Below are 19,516 nucleotides of genomic sequence, written 5' to 3'. Positions count from 1 at the left end.
GGACTGTGTGGCGCTCGCACCGGATCGGGGGCGCCTGTAACTGAAGGCTCGTAGGGCTGCCTTGCAGCCCATCGCGGGCAAGCCCGCTCCCACAGTACCGCGATCGCCTGTACCACTGCGGTGTCTCTACGGGTGCGGGAGCAGCCCCGTGCCGCTATTGGGTCCCACAAGACACTCTTGCAAGAGGCTGAGCGATTGCTGTATCACTGCGGCGTATCTACGGGTGTGGGAGCGGGCTTGCCCGCGATGGCGGCTTCGATCTCGCTACACGCTCCCAGGCTGTCTTGTCTTCACCCGGCACGGTGATTGCTTCCCCCTCTCGTACCGGACCGTTTTTGACGGTCAGCCCTACGAGACAGCACGATGCCCCACGCCGCCTCATTCGTCCGCCCGTCGGCCGTTTCTGCCTCCACGCCCTCCAGCCCATGCGAACGTCCCGTTCGTGAGCAGGCGGCTTGCCGTGTCGACCAAGTGGCCGATCAGCTCGCCGACTCCTATGGCATGCTCGAAGCGCGGGTCAATGCGCTCAAGGGGGAGTTGGCGGCCGTCAGCGAACAGCGGCTGGCCGAACTGGGCGACAAGGCACGCCTGGCCGACCGTCTGCGTCATCTGCTCGACCTGCTGCCAGGTGGGGTGATCGTCATCGATGCCCAGGGTCGGGTCTGCGAAGCCAACCCGGCCGCCAGCGACCTGCTGGGCGAGCCGCTATGCGGCGAGCTGTGGCGTCAGGTCATCGTCCGCTGCTTCGCGCCACGCAAGGACGATGGGCATGAGGTGTCGCTGCGCGATGGGCGTCGCCTGTCCATCGCCACCCGGTCACTGGACGCCGAACCTGGCCAACTGGTGCTGCTCACCGACTTGACGGAAACCCGCCACCTGCAAGATCAGCTGGCGCGGCACGAGCGTCTGTCGTCCCTGGGCCGGATGATGGCCTCCCTGGCCCACCAGATCCGTACCCCTCTGTCGGCAGCCATGCTCTACGCCGGCCACCTGGCTGACGCCGAGGCCAACCTGCCCACCGCCACCCGTCAGCGCTTCGCCGATACCCTCAAGGCCCGCCTGCACGAACTGGAACACCAGGTGCGCGACATGCTGGTCTTCGCCCGGGGCGAATTGCCCTTGACCGACACGCTCACGCCCAAGGCGCTGTTCCAGGCCTTGCAGCAGGCCGCGCAGAGCCATGTCCAGGGCCATGCCGTGCGCTGGCAGTGCGACGCCCGCCTGGGCGAACTGCCGTGCAACCGCGACACCCTGGTCGGCGCTGTACTCAACCTGCTGGACAATGCCCTGCAGGCCAGCGACGGGCCGGCGCGGCTCAAGGTGCACCTCTACCGACGTGGGGCGACCCTGCGCCTGGCTGTCAGCGATGCCGGCCCTGGTATCGCGCCGCCTCTGCTGGCTCGCCTGGGCGAGCCGTTCCTGACCACCAAATCCACCGGCACGGGGCTGGGGCTGGCCGTGACGAAGGCCGTGGTGCGTGCCCATCAAGGCCAGGTGCAGTGGCGCTCGCGGCTGGGTCGTGGTACCTGTGTCGTCATCGAGCTGCCCCTGACCGAGGCGCACCCACCCGTGTCGGCGCGCCCATGATCAAGGTCTTGCTGGTGGAGGACGATCCCGCGCTGCGCCAGGCTCTGGCCGATACCCTGGAAGTCGGCGGCTTCGCCTACCGCGCCGTGGACTGTGCCGAGGCGGCCCTGCTCGCCGTGACGCAGGAGCCCTATGCCCTGGTGATCAGCGACGTGAACATGCCGGGCATGGATGGTCATCGCCTGCTGGCGCATCTGCGTCGCACCCAGCCCCACCTGCCGGTGCTGCTGATGACGGCCCACGCCACCGTCGAGCGCGCGGTCGAGGCCATGCGCCAGGGCGCGGTGGACTATCTGGTCAAGCCGTTCGAGCCGCGCGCGCTGCTGGCGCTGGTGGAGCGGCACGGGCAGGGACGGCTGCTGCCCGATGATGACGGGCCGGTGGCGTGCGATCCGGCCAGTCGGCACCTGCTCGACCTGGCCGCACGGGTCGCGCGCAGCGACTCCACGGTCCTGATCGCCGGCGAATCGGGCACCGGCAAGGAAGTGCTGGCGCGCTACATGCATCGCCGTTCGGCCCGCGCCGAACAGCCCTTCGTAGCCATCAACTGTGCCGCGATCCCGGACAACATGCTCGAAGCCACGCTGTTCGGTCATGAAAAGGGCGCCTTCACCGGCGCCATCGCCGCCCAGCCCGGCAAGTTCGAGCAGGCCCAGGGCGGTACCCTGCTGCTCGACGAGATTTCCGAGATGCCCCTGGCCTTGCAGGCCAAGCTGTTGCGGGTCCTGCAGGAGCGTGAAGTGGAGCGGGTCGGTGGACGCAAGCCGATCGCGCTGGATATCCGCGTGCTGGCCACCACCAACCGTGACCTGGCCGCCGAGGTGGCGGCGGGGCGGTTCCGTGAAGACCTCTACTATCGCCTGTCGGTCTTCCCTCTGCGGCTGCTGCCGCTGCGGGCGCGCAGCGCCGACATTCTGCCGCTGGCCGAGCGCCTGCTGGCGCGACACGTCGGCAAGATGCGCCATGCGCCCGTACGCTTTTCCGAGGCGGCCCGGCAAGGACTGCTGGCGCACCACTGGCCAGGCAACGTGCGCGAGCTGGACAACGCGCTCCAGCGCGCGCTGATCCTGCAGCAGGGCGGGGTGATCGAAGCGGCGGATTTCTGTCTGGACGGCAGCGTACCGGCCCCGTCCGTCGCGCCGCCGCCTGCCGTGCCTGACGAGGTCGCAGAGGCCGCCGTGCCCAGTGGCCTGGAGCATGACCTGCGCCGCCATGAATTTCAGATGATCCTCGACGTCCTGCGGGCCGAGCGTGGCCGGCGCAAGGAAGCCGCCGATCGGCTCGGCATCAGCCCTCGAACCCTGCGCTACAAGCTGGCGCAGATGCGTGACGCCGGGTTTGACCTGGACGCTGAGCCCGACCTTTGAGCGCTTTGTCACGCCGCTGAAACAGGTGCTGGCATCGTTGTTGCTAGGTCGTGCCTATCCGCCGCAGGAGTGTCAAAAAAATGCGGCCGCCGCAGAGAGAAGTCCATGAGCCAAGGTGTTGAATTCAATCGTTTGATGTTGGACATGCGCGCCATGCAGGCCGACGCCATGTCGCTGTCCCGGACGACGGTCACGGCCGCCCCCGAGGCGGGTTCGATGAACTTCGCCGACATGCTGGGTCAGGCCGTCGGCAAGGTCAACGAGACCCAGCAGGCGTCCTCGCAACTGGCCAATGCCTTCGAGATCGGCAAGAGCGGCGTGGACCTGACCGACGTGATGATCGCCTCGCAAAAGGCCAGCGTCTCGTTCCAGGCATTGACCCAAGTGCGCAACAAAGTGGTCCAAGCGTATCAGGACATCATGCAGATGCCGGTTTGAGGGCAAGCTAAGACATGGCCGAAGCACTCGACACTCCACCCGCTACCAGCGGCGCTCCTGCCCCACGCAAGCCTGGCTTGCCGGGCCTGGCGTTCCTGGAAAACATCTCGCGGATGCCGGTTCTGCGCCAGATGGGCCTGCTGGTCGGCCTGGCTGCGAGCGTGGCCATCGGCTTTGCCGTGGTGCTCTGGTCGCAGCAGCCGGACTACCGGCCGCTGTATGGCAGCCTCGCGGGCATGGACACCAAGCAGGTCATGGACACCCTGGCCTCTGCCGACATTCCTTACACCGTGGAGCCGAATTCCGGTGCCTTGCTGGTCAAGGCCGATGACCTGTCCCGTGCGCGTCTGAAGCTCGCCGCCGCAGGCGTGGCGCCGAACGATGGCAACGTCGGCTTCGAGATGCTCGACAAGGAACAGGGCCTGGGCACCAGCCAGTTCATGGAGGCAGCCCGGTACCGCCGCAGCCTGGAAGGCGAACTGGCCCGCACCATCGCCAGCCTGAACAACGTCAAGGCCGCCCGCGTGCACCTGGCGATCCCGAAAAGTTCGGTGTTCGTGCGCGACGAGCGCAAGCCCAGTGCCTCGGTGCTGATCGAGATGTACGCCGGTCGTTCGCTCGAAGCCGGTCAGGTCATGGCCATCGTCAACCTGGTGGCGACCAGCGTGCCGGAACTGGACAAGTCCCAGGTCACCGTGGTCGACCAGAAGGGCAATCTGCTCTCCGACCAGTTGCAGGACACGGCCATGAGCGCCGCTGGCAAGCAGTTCGACTACAGCCGGCGCATCGAAGGCCTGTTGACCCAGCGCGTGCAGAGCATCCTGCAGCCGGTGCTGGGCAACGACCGCTACAAGGCCGAGGTCTCGGCCGACGTCGACTTCAACGCGGTCGAGTCCACCTCCGAGCAGTTCAATCCCGACCAGCCGGCTCTGCGCAGCGAGCAGGCGGTCAATGAACAACGCTCCAGCAGCTCGGGTTCCTCGGGCGTGCCCGGTGCACTGAGCAACCAGCCACCGGCTGCTGCAGCCGCCCCGCAGGTGGCTACCGGTGGCGCAGCGGGCGCAGGCGCGATCCAGCCGGGTCAGCCGCTGCTCGATGCCAACGGCCAGCAGATCATGGACCCGGCCACCGGCCAGCCCATGCTGGCACCGTATCCGAGCGACAAGCGCGAGCAGACCACGCGCAACTTCGAGCTCGATCGCTCGATCAGCCACACCCGCCAGCAGCAAGGGCGCCTGACCCGCCTGTCGGTGGCCGTGGTGGTGGACGACCAGCTCAAGCTCGACGCGGCGACCGGCCAGACCACCCGTGCGCCGTGGAGCGCCGAAGACCTGGCACGCTTCACCCGCCTGGTGCAGGACGCGGTGGGCTTCGACGCCAGCCGTGGCGACAGCGTCAGCGTGGTCAACGTGCCGTTCTCCGCCGACCGTGGCGAAGTCATCGCCGAAGTGCCGTTCTACTCGCAACCGTGGTTCTGGGACATCGTCAAGCAGGTGCTCGGCGTGCTGTTCATCCTGGTGCTGGTGTTCGGCGTGCTGCGCCCGGTGCTGAAAAACATTTCCGGTGGCGGCCGTCCGGCCGAGGCGCTGGGCAGCGACATGGAGATGGGCGGCATGATCGGTGCCGATGGCGAGCTGGCCAACGACCGTGTGAGCCTCAGCGGGCCGCAAAGCATTCTGCTGCCTAGCCCGAAAGAGGGTTACGAGGCGCAGTTGAACGCAATCAAAGGCCTGGTGGCCGAAGACCCGGGCCGTGTCGCCCAGGTCGTCAAAGAGTGGATCAACGACGATGAGTGACAATCGAGCCGCTACCGCCAAACTGACCAAGGTCGACAAGGCCGCCATCCTGCTGCTGTCGCTCGGCGAGACCGACGCGGCCCAGGTCCTGCGCCACATGGGGCCCAAGGAAGTGCAGCGCGTCGGCGTGGCCATGGCGCAGATGGGCAACATCAACCGCGAGCAGGTCCAGCAGGTGATGAGCGAGTTCGTCGACATCGTCGGCGACCAGACCAGCCTCGGCGTGGGCTCGGACGGCTACATCCGCAAGATGCTCAACCAGGCCCTGGGCGAGGACAAGGCCAACGGTCTGATCGACCGTATCCTGCTGGGGGGCAACACCAGCGGGCTGGACAGCCTCAAGTGGATGGAGCCGCGGGCGGTGGCCGACGTGATCCGCTACGAGCACCCGCAGATCCAGGCCATCGTCGTCGCCTACCTCGACCCCGATCAGGCCGGTGAGGTGCTGAGCAATTTCGACCACAAGGTGCGCCTGGACATCATCCTGCGCGTGTCCTCGCTCAACACCGTGCAGCCGGCCGCGCTCAAGGAGCTGAACCAGATCCTCGAGAAGCAGTTCTCCGGCAACTCCAACGCCGCGCGCACCACCTTGGGCGGCATCAAGCGCGCCGCCGACATCATGAACTTCCTCGACAGCTCGGTCGAAGGCCAGCTGATGGATTCGATCCGCGAGGTCGACAGCGACCTGTCCGAGCAGATCGAAGACTTGATGTTCGTCTTCAACAACCTGGGCGACGTCGAAGACCGTGGTATCCAGGCGCTGCTGCGCGAGGTCTCGTCGGACGTGCTGGTGGTGGCGCTCAAGGGGGCCGACGACAAGTTCAAGGACAAGGTCTTCAAGAACATGTCCAAGCGCGCCTCCGAACTGCTGCGCGACGACCTGGAAGCCAAGGGGCCAGTCCGGGTCAGCGATGTCGAGGCGGCGCAGAAGGAAATCCTCACCATCGCCCGGCGCATGGCCGAGGCCGGCGAGATCGTGCTGGGTGGCAAAGGCGCCGAAGAAATGATCTGATGGGCCTGGCCGGGTGTCCAACCTGTGACACCCGGCCCTTCAGTCACGGTTTCGAGTACCCCAGCGCATGTCCAGCAACGACCCCTCCAGCGACCTGATCCGCGCCCGCGACCTGCGGGGCGTCGATGTCTGGGCGCTGCCCAGCTTCGATCCGCTGCCCGAACCGACCCCCGAGCCCGAGCCCCAGGCCGTGGAGGACGAGGTCGAGGAAGTGCCGCTCGACGAGGTCCAGCCGCTGACTCTCGAAGACCTCGAGAGCATTCGCCAGGAGGCCTGGAACGAGGGCTTCGCCACCGGCGAGCGCGAGGGCTTCCACAGCACCCAGCTCAAGGTGCGCCAGGAGGCCGAGGTGGCCTTGGCGGCCAAGCTGGACAGCCTCGAACGGGTCATGGCCCAGTTGCTCGAACCGATCGCCGAACAGGACGCGCAGATCGAGCGCGGGCTGGTGCACCTGGTCAGCCATGTCACCCGTCAGGTGATCGGCCGCGAGCTGCGCCTGGATTCCGCGCAGATCACCCAGGTGTTGCGCGAGGCCCTGAAGCTGCTGCCCATGGGCGCCGAGAACATTCGCATCCACCTCAACCCCCAGGATTTCGACGCCGCCAAGGCACTGCGCGAGCGGCATGAAGAAACCTGGAGGCTGCTCGAGGACGACACGCTGCTGCCCGGTGGCTGCCGGATCGAGACGGCGCACAGCCGGATCGACGCCAGCATGGAAACGCGCATCGAACAGGCCGTGGGCCAGCTGTTCGAGCAGATGCACGACCAGGTCCTGCACCCGGCCAGCCCTGACCTGAACCTCGAGACGGACACCTTCGATGCCGGTTGAACGCACCAGTTTCGCCAAGCGCCTGTCGGGCTACCTCGGCGCGATCGACCTGCCGACCCGGCCGGTGGTGGAGGGCCGCCTGCTGCGCATGGTCGGCCTCACCCTGGAAGCCGAAGGGCTGCGGGCGGCGGTGGGCAGCCGCTGCGTGGTGATCAACGACGACAGTTACCAGGCGGTGCAGGTCGAGGCCGAGGTGATGGGCTTCTCCGGCAGCAAGGTGTACCTCATGCCGGTGGGCAGCGTCGCCGGTATCGCACCGGGTGCGCGCGTGGTGCCGTTGGCCGACAGCGGTCGCCTGCCCATGGGCATGAGCATGCTCGGGCGCGTGCTGGACGGGGTAGGGCGTCCTCTGGACGGGCGTGGCGGGATGAAGGCCGAAGACTGGGTGCCGATCGATGGCCCGGTGATCAACCCGCTCAACCGCGACCCGATCAGCCAGCCACTGGACGTCGGCATCCGCAGCATCAATGGGCTGCTCACCGTGGGCCGCGGCCAGCGCCTGGGCCTGTTCGCCGGTACCGGGGTGGGCAAGTCGGTGCTACTGGGCATGATGACCCGCTTCACCGAGGCCGAGATCATCGTGGTCGGGCTGATCGGCGAGCGGGGCCGCGAGGTCAAGGAATTCATCGAGCACATCCTCGGCAGCGAAGGCCTGAAGCGCTCGGTGGTGGTGGCCTCACCCGCCGACGATGCGCCGCTGATGCGCTTGCGGGCGGCCATGTACTGCACGCGGATCGCCGAGTACTTCCGCGACAAGGGCAAGAACGTGTTGCTGCTGATGGATTCGCTGACCCGCTTCGCCCAGGCCCAGCGCGAGATCGCTTTGGCCATCGGCGAGCCGCCGGCCACCCGCGGCTATCCACCCTCGGTGTTCGCCAAACTGCCCAAGCTGGTGGAGCGTGCCGGCAATGGCGAGGCGGGCGGCGGCTCGATCACCGCCTTCTACACCGTGCTGTCCGAAGGCGATGACCAGCAGGACCCGATCGCCGACTCGGCGCGTGGCGTGCTCGACGGTCACTTCGTGCTGTCCCGGCGCCTGGCCGAAGAAGGTCACTACCCGGCCATCGACATCGAAGCCTCCATCAGCCGGGTCATGCCCCAGGTGGTCAGCCCCGAACACCTGCGCGAGGCGCAGAAATTCAAGCAGCTCTGGTCGAAGCTGTCCCAGGCGCGCGACCTGATCAGCGTCGGCGCCTACGTCGCCGGCGGCGATGCCGAGACCGATCAGGCGATCGCCTTGCAGCCGCGACTGGTCGGCTACCTGCGTCAGGCGTTGAACGAGAACGTCAGCCTCGAGCAGAGCCGTAGTCACCTGGGCAGCCTGTTCGCTGCGCCTTCCGGTAGCTGACGGTCATGGCCGCCAACAGCCGTGCCGCCCGTCTGGCGCCCGTGGTGGAAATGGCCGAGGAAGCCGAACGCAAGGCCGTCCAGCGCCTGGGGCAGTTCCAGCAGCAGGTCACCCAGGCGCAGGCCAAGCTGAGCGAGCTCGAGCGCTTTCGCGAAGACTACCAGCAGCAGTGGATCAACCGCGGCGGGCAGGGCGTCAACGGCAGCTGGCTGCTCAACTACCAGCGCTTTCTCGGCCAGCTGGAGACGGCCATGAACCAGCAGCGCCAGAGCCTGACCTGGCACCAGAACAACCTCAACAACGCCCGCCAGGTCTGGCAGCAGGCCTATGCCCGCGTCGAGGGCCTGCGCAAGCTGGTGCAGCGCTACCTCGACGAAGCCCGCCGCGCCGAAGACAAGCGCGAGCAGAAGCTGCTCGATGAGCTGGCCCAGCGCCTGCCTCGGCTGGAGCAGCCTTGACGCACGCTTGCCCAGGGGGCACCGGCCTGCTAAACCTCTTCTAGGCTTTGTACGAAAAGTGCCTACGCAACGATCATGCTGCGTTGAAAACAGGCTCGGAATGCTCATTTGCAACCAGCAAACTCCGCTTCCTCGCCTGTTTTCGCCTTGCCTGATCGCCGCTCGGCGACTTTTCGTACAAGCCCTAGCGTCAACGCTCGCACTGGGCTCAAGGAATCGCATCATGGCTGTCGATACCCTGTTTTCAACGGATGAAAAACGTTTGACGATCAAGGTTCGCGGGCGCTTCGACTTCGGCCTGCATCAGGCCTTTCGCAGCGCTTACGAAGACCAGCCCGTCGCCCCCGAACACGTGGTGATCGACCTGGCCGAGACCACCTACCTGGACAGTTCGGCGCTGGGCATGCTGCTTCTGCTGCGCGACTACCAAGGTGGCGAGCAGGCGCGTGTGAGCGTGGTCAACGCCAATAGCGACGTACGCACCATCCTGGCCATCTCCAATTTCTCCAAGCTGTTCGCGATCCGCTGACGCAGGAGGCCTGCCCATGTCCGCCAGTGAGCCCCTGCGGGTGCTGATCGCCGAGGACGCTGCCGCCGACCGGCTGCTGCTGGCGCGAATCGTCAGCCGCCAGGGGCATCAGGTGTTCACCGCCGAGAACGGTCGGCAGGCCGTGGAGCTGTTCACCCGGGAAGCGCCCCAGCTGGTGCTGCTCGATGCCCTGATGCCGGTGATGGACGGGTTCGAGGCTGCCCGGCAGATCAAGCAGCTGGCCGGCGAGTCGCTGGTGCCGATCATCTTCCTGACCTCCCTGAGCGAAGAAGAGGCTCTGGTGCGCTGCCTGGAGGCCGGCGGTGACGACATCATGGCCAAGCCCTACAACGCGACCCTGCTGGCGGCGAAGATCCGCGCCATGGACCGCTTGCGCCGACTGCAGGCCACGGTCCTGGCGCAGCGTGACGAGATTGCCCGGCACCACCATCACCTGCTCAACGAACAGCGGGTGGCCAAGGCGGTATTCGACAAGGTCACCCACTCCGGCTGCCTGAACTCGCCGCACATCCGCTACGTGCAATCGCCCTATGCGCTGTTCAACGGCGACCTGCTGCTGGCCGCGCACGCGCCGTCGGGTGACATGCATGTGCTGCTGGGCGATTTCACCGGCCACGGCCTGCCCGCGGCGGTCGGCGCCATGCCGCTGGCCGATGTGTTCTACAGCATGACGGCCAAGGGCTACGGGCTGGCCGAAGTCGTCCGTGAGCTCAACGCCAAGCTCAAGCGCATCCTGCCGGTGGACATGTTCTGCTGCGCCGTGGTGCTCAGCGTCAGCTTCCAGCACCGCACCGTCGAGGTCTGGAACGGCGGCATGCCCGACGGCTATCGCCTGGATGCGGGCGGCGTCATTCGCGCAGCCTTGCGCTCGCGACATCTGCCCCTGGGCATTCTGGACAGCGGCCAGTTCGACGATGAGCTGGAGGTCATGCCGTTGCAGGCCGGTGATCGGCTGTTCCTGGTCTCCGACGGCGTGGTCGATCGGCGGGATGCCCAGGATCGGCCTTTCGGTGTGGAGCAGTTGCAGGCCGCCCTGAGCGCCAGCGAGGTGGGCGGCTCCTCGCTCGATCATGTGGTTCAGGCCCTGGCGACCTTCGGTGGGCATGCACGGGACGATGTCAGCCTGGTCGACATCCGTCTGGCGGAACCCGAGCATGCGCCGCCTTCGGTGCTCGGTGCGGCACGCCGAGGCGTTTCGGCCTCGTCGCGCTGGTCGTTGTCCTTCGAGGTGTGCGACGAGAGCCTGCAACAGCTCAACCCGATTCCGTTCCTGCTGCAACTGCTGCAGGCGGTGCCCGGGCTGCGCGCATGCAGCGGCGCCTTGCACAGCGTGCTGACGGAGCTGTATTCCAATGCCCTGGAGCATGGCGTGCTGAAGCTCGACTCGGCCCTCAAGCGCGACGCTGCAGGGTTCGCCGAGTACTATCGACAACGGGCCTTGCGACTGGCGGCGGTCCCTGAAGGCTTCGTGCGTCTTGCGCTGCAGGTCGAACCGAAGGACGATGGGGGACGCTTGACGATCGAGGTGCTCGACAGTGGCGAGGGTTTCGACGTCCAGCGTGTGCTGGCGCCTGTGCCCACGCAGCGTGGGTTGAGCGGACGTGGCCTGGATCTGGTACAACGCTTGAGCCAGCGTGCGCAATGGCTCGATGGCGGGCGTCGGGCCCGTGTGGAATTCGCCTGGGGCGCCCAGGGTCAGTGACTTGGTCAGGGAGTGAACAAGTGTCAGAGCATCATATCGATCACAAGGTCCTGAGCGACCTGCGGGACGTCATGGAAGATGGCTACCTTCAGCTGCTGGAGATCTTCCTGGAAGATTCCCAGCGGCGTCTGTCGCAGCTGCACGATGCCAAGGACGCGGGCGAGCTGGGCCAGGCGGCCCATAGCTTCAAGGGCAGCAGCAGCAACATGGGGGCCGTGGGCCTGGCCGAGCTGTGCCGCCAGCTCGAGGAGCGTACCCGGCAATTGCCCTTGTATGGCATCGAGGACCTGATCAACCAGATCGATCAGGAATACCAGGAAGTGCAGCGGTTCTACAGCGGCGAGCGCGAGCGATTTTCAGCGGTCTGAGACAAGCTGGCGCGAGTTTTGCCTGCTTTTGTGCCAGAGCCATTCAGCCTTCTGGCGCGGAGACCGTTTCAATGCCCGTTGCGTCCAATCCCCTGTTGCAGACCGGCCCTGCGACCGCGTCCGTCACTGCCCGCGCCACCGCGTCCGAAAAAGCCTCGCAGGCGGGCAACGACCGTGCCTCGGGCTTCGACCAGGTCATGGCCCGACAGGCCAAGCCAGGCGCTGCGCCGCGTGCGGACACGCCCGAGCGGGCCCGCGGCGATGAGCGCAAGGTCGAGGCGGATGGACGGCAAGCCGAGGCCTCGCAGGCGGCTGAGGGCGGCAAGTCCTTGCCGGTCGACGAGCGCGATACGGTCGATGCCGCTGCGGTCGATTCGACCGATGCGCGCCTGGTGGCCGGCCAGGTGACCGATGCACCGCCTGGGGCGCAGATGATGCAGGCCCAGGCCGAAGCGGTCGCCGGCTTGCCCCTGGCGCCGCCTCAGGCCACGACCAGCGATGAAGACGCGGCGGAAGGCGAGTCGTTCGACCCCAGCGGTGACCCCCTGGCCGACCTGCCGGCCTTGCGCCTGGCCCTGCAGCACAGCGCCGAGCGTCAGGGCACCACCTCGGCCCATGCCCGTGAAGAAACTGACGCTTCTCCAGGGGATGGCCGGGGCGCCGTCAATACCTTGGCGACGCTAGACCTGGCTGCCGAGGGGGAGGCGGGTGCGTCCGAGCAAGGTGACAAGGCCTTCGGTGCGCTGATCGACAGCGGTCTGAAAGACATCAAGGGTGCAGGCCAGGACACCCGTGTCGACGATTTCGCCAACCGCCTGGCCGCCCTGACCCAGGCCGTGCCCCACAAGACCGAAGCCGCCTTGCCGAGCAATCCGCTGCAGCAGCCGCTGGCCCTGAACCAGAGCGCCTGGAGCGAAGGCCTGGTCAATCGCGTCATGTACCTGTCCAGCCAGAACCTCAAGTCGGCCGACATCCAGCTCGAACCCGCCGAACTGGGCCGCCTGGACATCCGTGTGAACATGGCCACCGACCAGGCGACCCAGATCACCTTCGTCAGCGGCCATGCCGGCGTGCGCGACACCCTCGACAGCCAGCTGCACCGGCTGCGCGAGCTGTTCACCCAGCAGGGCCTGGCCCAGCCGGACGTGAGCGTGGCCGACCAGTCTCGTAGCCAGCAACAGCAGCAGGCGCAACAGCAGGGCGAGACACGTCTGTCGGGCGTGGCAGCCCGCCGTGCGGAAGCCGAAGGGCAGGGTGGGGAGCGCGAGGCGGTGGGCACGGTGGCTGAGCGGCAGGTGGTGATGGGGAGTAGTGCGGTGGATTACTACGCGTAGAAAGAAGGGCCGGTCCGATCACGCCTTCTGCTCGAGCCCATGGGGCACCGACTTGCCAGGCGTCGCCTGTACGGGCCTCATCGCTGGCAAGCCAGCTCTCATAGAACATAAAATATCTTGTTGATTTTAAAAGGAATAATTTCAGGATTTTGTGGGCCCTGCGGGCCCAATCGCGGCCGGTCCGGCGCCCCGGCTGGGGCCGCTCCCACAGGTGACCGTGGTAGCCTGCAACCCCGCGGTGGGGCTACGGGTGTAGGAGCGGCCCCAGTGCCGCGATGGGCCGCAAAGCGGCCCTAAAATCGATTAGCAATAAAGCTTCGGATCCTGCTACCTATCGCCATGTTCTCTGCGCGACAGCGCGGCGCCAAGGCGGCGAGCGGACTCCCACAGAGGCCAGTGCAGGCGGCCAAGAAGCATGGGCTTGCACCATCAGGTAAGCCAGTAAAGGTTGCCAAGAAGCATGGGTTTGCACCATCCAGGCCAGCCAGTGCAGGCTGCCAAGAAGCAGGAGCGTGCACCACCCTGTGGGAGCGGGCTTGCCCGCGATTGCGATGGTGGCGTCGCTGCACGCTGGGCAGGCATGACGCCAGCTTGTCAAAGTTCCATCACCGCCTGGCAGCCACCGCCCCAGTCCCATTTCACTCCCCGCATCCACCCCATCAGCAGACCTGGCATAACACTTGCTCGACCCCCGTCATTCCTCTCGACCTCCTCGCTGGATGACGGATTATTGGCATGGCAAAAACCGAAGACACGAAAGAACCCGGCGCCAAGAAGGGCAAGCTCAAGCTGATCCTGCTGCTGGTCGTTGGCCTGCTGCTGGCCGTCGGCCTGTCCGTGGGCGCCACCTGGTTCTTCATGCACAAGAGCGAACCGGCCCCGGCTGCCGATCCGGCGCAGGCCAACGCCAAGCCGGCGGCGATCTACGAGGCACTTACCCCCGCCTTCGTGGTCAACTTCAACCAGAACGGCCGTCAGCGCTACATGCAGGTAAGCATCACCTTGCAGGCGCGCAACCAGGCCGACCTGGACGCGCTCAAGGTGCACATGCCGGTGATTCGCAACAACCTGGTGATGATGTTCTCCGGGCAGGGCTTCGACACCCTGGCCGGCAGCCCGGTCGGCCAGGAGATGCTACGCCAGAAGGCCACCGTGGTCGTCCAGGAAGTAGCGCAGAAGGAAGTCGGCAAGCCGGTCGTGGATCAGCTGCTGTTCACCAACTTCGTATTGCAGTAGGAGCACCCGATGGCTGTGCAGGACCTGCTGTCCCAGGATGAGATCGACGCCCTGTTGCACGGGGTGGACGATGGTCTGGTGCAGACCGATGTGCCCACCGAGCCGGGCAGCGTCAAGAGCTACGACCTGACCAGTCAGGATCGGATCGTCCGTGGACGCATGCCGACCCTGGAAATGATCAACGAACGGTTCGCCCGTTACACCCGCATCAGCATGTTCAACCTGCTGCGTCGCTCCGCCGACGTGGCGGTCGGTGGTGTGCAGGTGATGAAGTTCGGCGAATACGTGCATTCGCTGTACGTGCCCACCAGCCTCAATCTGGTCAAGGTCAAGCCGTTGCGCGGCACCGCGCTGTTCATCCTCGACGCCAAGCTGGTGTTCAAGCTGGTGGACAACTTCTTCGGCGGCGACGGGCGTCACGCCAAGATCGAGGGTCGCGAGTTCACCCCGACCGAACTGCGCGTGGTGCGCATGGTGCTGGACCAGGTCTTCGTCGATCTCAAGGAAGCCTGGCAGGCGATCATGCCGGTCAACTTCGAGTACATCAATTCCGAGGTCAACCCGGCCATGGCCAACATCGTCGGCCCGAGCGAGGCGGTGGTGGTCTCGACTTTCCACATCGAACTCGATGGCGGCGGCGGCGACCTGCACGTGACCATGCCGTATTCGATGATCGAGCCGGTACGTGAAATGCTCGATGCGGGCTTCCAGTCCGACCTGGACGATCAGGACGAGCGCTGGGTCAAGGCCCTGCGCGAGGACGTGCTGGACGTGAGCGTGCCGTTGACCGCCACCGTGGCCCGTCGCCAGCTCAAGCTGCGCGACATCCTGCACATGCAGCCGGGTGACGTGATCCCCATCGAGCTGCCCGACCATCTGGTCTTGCGCACCAACGGCGTGCCGTCGTTCAAGGCGCGGCTCGGCTCGCACAAGGGCACCTTGGCCGTGCAGGTCATCGACCCGATCGAGCGCCGCTGAGGCGCCCGTCCGTCATTCTTCAGTTGAACGCCAGTCGAGGACATCATGGCCAACGAAAACGAAATCCCCTCCGTCGACGACCAGGCCCTGGCCGACGAATGGGCCGCTGCCCTGCAGGAGACCGGTGACGCCGGTCAGGCCGACATCGACGCCTTGCTCGCTGCCGATGCCGGCCGTTCGGCCTCCGCCGGCGCCGGCCGCCTGCCGATGGAAGAGTTCGCCAGCTCGCCGCGGCCCAAGGAGAACGTCAACCTGGAAGGCCCGAACCTGGACGTGATCCTGGACATCCCGGTGAACATCTCCATGGAAGTGGGCAGCACCGAGATCAGCATCCGCAACCTGCTGCAGCTCAACCAGGGCTCGGTGATCGAGCTCGACCGCCTGGCCGGCGAGCCGCTGGACGTGCTGGTCAACGGAACCCTGATCGCCCATGGCGAGGTGGTGGTGGTCAACGAGAAGTTCGGCATCCGCCTGACCGACGTGATCAGCCCCAGCGAGCGCATTCGGAAGCTGCGCTGAGTGGCCGGCCTGATGCGTGCCCTGGTGGCCCTCGGCCTGGCAGGCGTCGCTTCCCTGGCCAGCGCGGCGACCGTCGCGCCGACCGGTGCGGCGCCCGGCAACCTCGGTGGCCAGGTGCTGCAGATGGTGCTCGGCCTGCTGGCGGTGCTCGGCCTGATCTTCGTGATGGCCTGGCTGCTGCGGCGGGTGCAGGGCGCCACGCCGCAGCGCGGGCAGGTGATCGAGATCCTCGGCAGCCGCACCATCGGCCCGCGTGATCGGTTGCTGCTGGTGCAGGTGGGCAAGGCGCAGATCCTGCTGGGGCACAGCCCTGGCACGATCGAGGCGCTGCACGTGCTGGACGAACCGGTGGAGGTGCCGGCCAGCGCGCGTCAGGCCACGCCGGAATTCGCTCAGCGCCTCATGGAGCTGATGGGCAAGGACCACAAGGACAAGACGTGATGGGCGCATGGCGCATGCTGTTGACGTTGGCGCTGCTGCTCGGCGCGCCACTGGCCCTGGCGGCCGACCCGCTGTCGATCCCGGCGATCACCCTGGCCAATGGCCCGGACGGTCAGCAGGAGTATTCGGTCAGCCTGCAGATCCTGCTGATCATGACGGCGCTGAGCTTCATCCCGGCGATCGTCATCCTGATGACCAGCTTCACCCGGATCATCATCGTGTTCTCGATCCTGCGTCAGGCCCTGGGCCTGCAGCAGACGCCGTCGAACCAGGTGCTTACGGGCCTGGCGCTGTTCCTGACCTTCTTCATCATGGCGCCGGTGTTCGACAGGGTGAACCAGGACGCCTTGCAGCCGTACCTGAACGAACAGCTGACCGCCCCACAGGCCCTCGACCGCGCCCAGGGCCCGATCAAGGAGTTCATGCTGGCGCAGACGCGCCAGAGCGACCTGGACCTGTTCATGCGCCTGTCCAAGCGCACCGACATCGCCAGCCCCGACCAGGCGCCACTGACCATCCTGGTGCCGGCGTTCGTCACCTCGGAGCTCAAGACCGCGTTCCAGATCGGCTTCATGATCTTCATCCCGTTCCTGATCATCGACATGGTGGTGGCGAGCGTGCTGATGGCCATGGGCATGATGATGCTGTCGCCGCTGATCATCTCGTTGCCGTTCAAGATCATGCTGTTCGTGCTGGTCGACGGTTGGGCCCTGATCATGGGCACCCTGGCCAGCAGCTTCGGCGGCGTCTGACCGCTTTTCAGGAGAAGTGCCGATGACCCCGGAAATTGCCGTCGACCTGTTTCGCGATGCGCTGTGGCTGACCACGCTGCTGGTGGCCATCCTGGTGGTGCCGAGCCTGTTGGTCGGCCTGGTGGTGGCGATGTTCCAGGCCGCCACGCAGATCAACGAACAGACCTTGAGCTTCCTGCCACGCCTGCTGGTGATGCTGGTCACGCTGATCGTCACCGGGCCGTGGCTGGTGCAGAAGTTCATGGAGTACATCACCAACCTGTACACCAGCATCCCGCAGCTGATCGGTTGAGGCGGCCATGCTCGAGCTGACCGATGCGCAGATCTCCACCTGGGTGGCGACCCTGGTGCTGCCGCTGTTCCGGGTCGTGGCGGTGCTGATGACCATGCCCATCCTCGGCACGCGCATGTTGCCCGCGCGCATCCGGCTGTACCTGGGGGTGGCGATTACCGTCGCCATCCTGCCCTCGCTGCCGCCCTTGCCGGCGGTCAATCCGCTGGGTCTCGATGGCCTGCTGCTGATCGCCGAGCAGGTGATCGTCGGGGTCATGTTCGGGTTGTCCCTGCAGCTGCTGTTCCAGGCCTTCGTGATCGCCGGGCAGATCGTCGCCGTGCAGATGGGCATGGCGTTCGCGTCCATGGTCGACCCGGCCAACGGCGTCAACGTCACGGTGATCAGCCAGTTCATGACCATGTTGGTGAGCGTGCTCTTCCTGCTGATGAACGGCCACCTGGTGCTGTTCGAAGTGCTGACCGAGAGTTTCACCACGCTGCCGGTGGGCCATGCGCTGTCGGTGACGCAGTTCTGGGAGCTGGCCGGGCGGCTGGGCTGGGTCATGGGCGCCGGGCTGCTGCTGATCCTGCCGGCCATCACTGCGCTGCTGGTGGTCAACGTCGCCTTCGGCGTCATGACCCGGGCCGCGCCGCAGCTGAACATCTTCTCAATCGGCTTCCCGCTGACCCTGGTGCTGGGCATGCTGGTGTTCTGGGTCGGCCTGGCCGACATTCTGTCGCATTACCAGGCCGTGGCCAGCGAGGCCCTGCTGTGGTTGCGTGATCTGGCAAGGGCGCGCTGAGCATGGCAGAGAGCGAAAGCGGTCAGGACAAGACAGAAGACCCCACCGACAAGCGCAAGCAGGACGCCCGCAAGAAGGGCGAGATCGCCCGCTCGCGCGAACTCAACACCGTGGTGGTCACCCTGGCGGGCGCGGGCGCCTTGCTGGCCTTCGGCGGGTACCTGGCCGAGACCCTGATGACCCTGATGCGCATGAACTTCGACATCCCCCGCGAGGCGGTGCTCGATGTCGGCGCCATGGGCCGCTTCCTGCTCGGGTCCGGCAAGATGGCCATCTGGGCCACCCAGCCGGTGCTGGTGGTGCTGTTCGTGATGTCCTTCATCGGGCCCATCGCGCTGGGGGGCTTTCTGTTCTCCGGCAGCCTGCTGGCGCCGAAATTCAGCCGCATGAACCCCTTGGCCGGGCTCAAGCGGATGTTCTCGATGCATGCGTTGACCGAACTGCTCAAGGCGATCGCCAAGTTCATGGTGATCCTGGCCGTGGCCTTGGCGGTGCTGTCCCACGACCGTCAGGACCTGCTGTCGATCGCCAACGAACCGCTCGACCAGGCGATCATCCACAGTGTCCAGGTGGTCGGGTGGAGTGCGCTGTGGATGGCCGCGGGTTTGCTGCTGATCGCCGCGGCCGACGTGCCGTACCAGCTCTGGCAGTCGCACAACAAGCTGAAGATGACCAAGCAGGAGATACGCGACGAGTACAAGGACTCCGAGGGCAAGCCCGAGGTCAAGCAGCGCATTCGGCAGTTGCAGCGCGACGCGTCGCAGCGGCGGATGATGGCAGCGGTGCCCGATGCCGACGTGATCATCACCAACCCGACCCACTATGCCGTGGCCCTGAAGTACGACCCCGAGAAGAATGGCGCGGCACCTTTGCTGCTGGCCAAGGGGACCGACTTCATCGCCCTGAAGATCCGCGAGATCGCGGTGGGGCACAACGTGCAGATCCTCGAATCGCCGGCCCTGGCGCGGGCGATCTACTACAGCACCGAACTCGAGCAGGAGATTCCGGGCGGGTTGTATTTGGCCGTGGCCCAGGTGCTGGCGTACGTGTACCAGTTGCGTCAGTACCGCGCCGGACGCGGCAAGGCGCCGGATCCGTTGAAGAAGGACCTGCCGATTCCCGAGGATCTGCGGCGGGAGGAATGACGAGGTCGGGTGGGCCCGCAGGGCCCACGAAATCCTGTGACTATGTCTTTTGAAATCAGCGGGCTTGCCCGCGATGCAGGCAGTGACGGACCGGACGCTATCGCGGGCAAGCCCGCTCCCACAAACTGCTTGCGCAGCTATGTCTACACCGACAGGCCGCAGCGATCTGTGTGGGAGTCCACCCGCCGCCTTGGCGCCGCGCTGTCGCGCAGAGAACATGGCGATCGCTGGCAGGATCAGGAGCTTCATTGCTAGTCGATTTTGGGGCCGCTTTGCGGCCCATCGCGGCACTGGGGCCGCTCCTACACCCGTAGCCCCATCGCGGGGTTGCAGGCTATCGCGGTCACCTGTGGGGCCCCTGTGCCGCGATTGGGCCCGCAGGGCCCACAAGATTCTAAAATTATTTCCTTTAAAATCAACAAGCTATTTTTTTCTATAGGAGCTGGCTTGCCAGCGATAGGGCCTTGTCAAGCGCCGCCTGCATCGCGGGCAAGCCCCACAGGCTGCTTGCGCAGCTATGTCGATATCGACAGGCTGCCGAGATCTAGGTGGGAGCTGGCTTGCCAGCGATAAGGCCCTG

General features: G+C 66.1%; 20 protein-coding genes. All 20 read left to right on the top strand.

Going from position 1 to position 19,516, the window contains the following annotated elements; genetic code table 11:
• Positions 1-363: 363 nt before the first annotated feature.
• The 20 genes from APT63_13730 to APT63_13635 all read left to right on the top strand — a co-directional run bounded on the left by APT63_13730 (position 364) and on the right by APT63_13635 (position 18,936).
• Positions 364-1,587 carry a PAS domain-containing sensor histidine kinase gene (locus APT63_13730; GenBank protein AMA46596.1) on the top strand — a complete coding sequence of 408 codons (1,224 nt, stop codon included), beginning with the start codon at positions 364-366 and terminating at the stop codon, positions 1,585-1,587.
• A complete protein-coding gene (locus APT63_13725; GenBank protein AMA46595.1) occupies positions 1,584-2,954 on the top strand; it encodes a Fis family transcriptional regulator in 1,371 nt (456 codons plus the stop codon). Before APT63_13730 ends, APT63_13725 begins: the two co-directional genes overlap by 4 nt.
• A gap of 105 nt (positions 2,955-3,059) precedes the next feature.
• Positions 3,060-3,392: a flagellar hook-basal body protein FliE gene (locus tag APT63_13720; GenBank protein AMA46594.1), complete on the top strand. Its 333-nt coding sequence runs from the start codon at positions 3,060-3,062 to the stop codon at positions 3,390-3,392.
• 14 nt (positions 3,393-3,406) lie between these two features.
• On the top strand, positions 3,407-5,188 hold the full coding sequence (locus APT63_13715) for a flagellar M-ring protein FliF (GenBank protein ID AMA46593.1): 1,782 nt from the start codon (positions 3,407-3,409) through the stop codon (positions 5,186-5,188).
• Entirely contained in the window at positions 5,181-6,200 is a 1,020-nt protein-coding gene (locus APT63_13710; GenBank protein AMA46592.1) for a flagellar motor switch protein FliG, read from the top strand. The genes APT63_13715 and APT63_13710 overlap by 8 nt, the downstream gene beginning before the upstream one ends.
• Before the next feature lie 67 nt (positions 6,201-6,267).
• On the top strand, positions 6,268-7,029 hold the full coding sequence (locus APT63_13705; protein AMA46591.1) for a flagellar assembly protein FliH: 762 nt from the start codon (positions 6,268-6,270) through the stop codon (positions 7,027-7,029).
• A complete protein-coding gene (fliI, locus tag APT63_13700) occupies positions 7,019-8,377 on the top strand; it encodes a flagellar protein export ATPase FliI (GenBank protein AMA46590.1) in 1,359 nt (452 codons plus the stop codon). The genes APT63_13705 and fliI overlap by 11 nt, the downstream gene beginning before the upstream one ends.
• 5 nt (positions 8,378-8,382) lie before the next feature.
• Positions 8,383-8,835, top strand: a complete 453-nt coding sequence (locus APT63_13695) for a flagellar protein FliJ (GenBank protein AMA46589.1) — start codon at positions 8,383-8,385, stop codon at positions 8,833-8,835.
• Positions 8,836-9,058: 223 nt separating this feature from the next.
• The gene (locus APT63_13690) at positions 9,059-9,364 is read left to right on the top strand and encodes an anti-anti-sigma factor (protein ID AMA46588.1); all 306 of its coding nucleotides are present in this window, start codon (positions 9,059-9,061) and stop codon (positions 9,362-9,364) included.
• A gap of 16 nt (positions 9,365-9,380) precedes the next feature.
• The gene (locus APT63_13685) at positions 9,381-11,087 is read left to right on the top strand and encodes a fused response regulator/phosphatase (GenBank protein AMA46587.1); all 1,707 of its coding nucleotides are present in this window, start codon (positions 9,381-9,383) and stop codon (positions 11,085-11,087) included.
• 20 nt (positions 11,088-11,107) lie between these two features.
• Positions 11,108-11,455 carry a histidine kinase gene (locus APT63_13680; GenBank protein AMA46586.1) on the top strand — a complete coding sequence of 116 codons (348 nt, stop codon included), beginning with the start codon at positions 11,108-11,110 and terminating at the stop codon, positions 11,453-11,455.
• A 71-nt stretch (positions 11,456-11,526) separates the two neighbouring features.
• Positions 11,527-12,789 carry a flagellar hook-length control protein gene (locus APT63_13675; protein AMA46585.1) on the top strand — a complete coding sequence of 421 codons (1,263 nt, stop codon included), beginning with the start codon at positions 11,527-11,529 and terminating at the stop codon, positions 12,787-12,789.
• Between the two features lie 735 nt (positions 12,790-13,524).
• Positions 13,525-14,025: a flagellar basal body-associated protein FliL gene (locus tag APT63_13670; protein ID AMA46584.1), complete on the top strand. Its 501-nt coding sequence runs from the start codon at positions 13,525-13,527 to the stop codon at positions 14,023-14,025.
• 9 nt (positions 14,026-14,034) lie between these two features.
• Positions 14,035-15,003, top strand: coding sequence for a flagellar motor switch protein FliM (locus tag APT63_13665; protein AMA46583.1), 969 nt, complete (start codon positions 14,035-14,037; stop codon positions 15,001-15,003).
• A 45-nt stretch (positions 15,004-15,048) separates the two neighbouring features.
• On the top strand, positions 15,049-15,522 hold the full coding sequence (gene fliN, locus APT63_13660; GenBank protein AMA46582.1) for a flagellar motor switch protein: 474 nt from the start codon (positions 15,049-15,051) through the stop codon (positions 15,520-15,522).
• Between the two features lie 12 nt (positions 15,523-15,534).
• Positions 15,535-15,963 (top strand): flagellar assembly protein FliO, encoded by a 429-nt coding sequence (locus tag APT63_13655; GenBank protein ID AMA47900.1) that lies wholly within the window; start codon positions 15,535-15,537, stop codon positions 15,961-15,963.
• Positions 15,963-16,715: a flagellar biosynthesis protein flip gene (locus APT63_13650; GenBank protein ID AMA46581.1), complete on the top strand. Its 753-nt coding sequence runs from the start codon at positions 15,963-15,965 to the stop codon at positions 16,713-16,715. The genes APT63_13655 and APT63_13650 overlap by 1 nt, the downstream gene beginning before the upstream one ends.
• A gap of 22 nt (positions 16,716-16,737) precedes the next feature.
• Complete coding sequence (locus tag APT63_13645; GenBank protein AMA46580.1) at positions 16,738-17,007, top strand: flagellar biosynthetic protein FliQ; 270 nt, start codon at positions 16,738-16,740, stop codon at positions 17,005-17,007.
• 7 nt (positions 17,008-17,014) lie between these two features.
• Positions 17,015-17,791: a flagellar biosynthetic protein FliR gene (locus tag APT63_13640; GenBank protein ID AMA46579.1), complete on the top strand. Its 777-nt coding sequence runs from the start codon at positions 17,015-17,017 to the stop codon at positions 17,789-17,791.
• A 2-nt stretch (positions 17,792-17,793) separates the two neighbouring features.
• Positions 17,794-18,936, top strand: a complete 1,143-nt coding sequence (locus tag APT63_13635; GenBank protein AMA46578.1) for a flagellar biosynthetic protein FlhB — start codon at positions 17,794-17,796, stop codon at positions 18,934-18,936.
• Positions 18,937-19,516 lie beyond the last annotated feature (580 nt).

Origin of the sequence: Pseudomonas monteilii (assembly GCA_001534745.1) — a bacterium.
Taxonomy (GTDB): Bacteria; Pseudomonadota; Gammaproteobacteria; order Pseudomonadales; family Pseudomonadaceae; genus Aquipseudomonas; species Aquipseudomonas alabamensis.
Note: the sequence above shows the minus strand (reverse complement) of the source record. Positions and strands in the feature narration are given on the sequence as shown.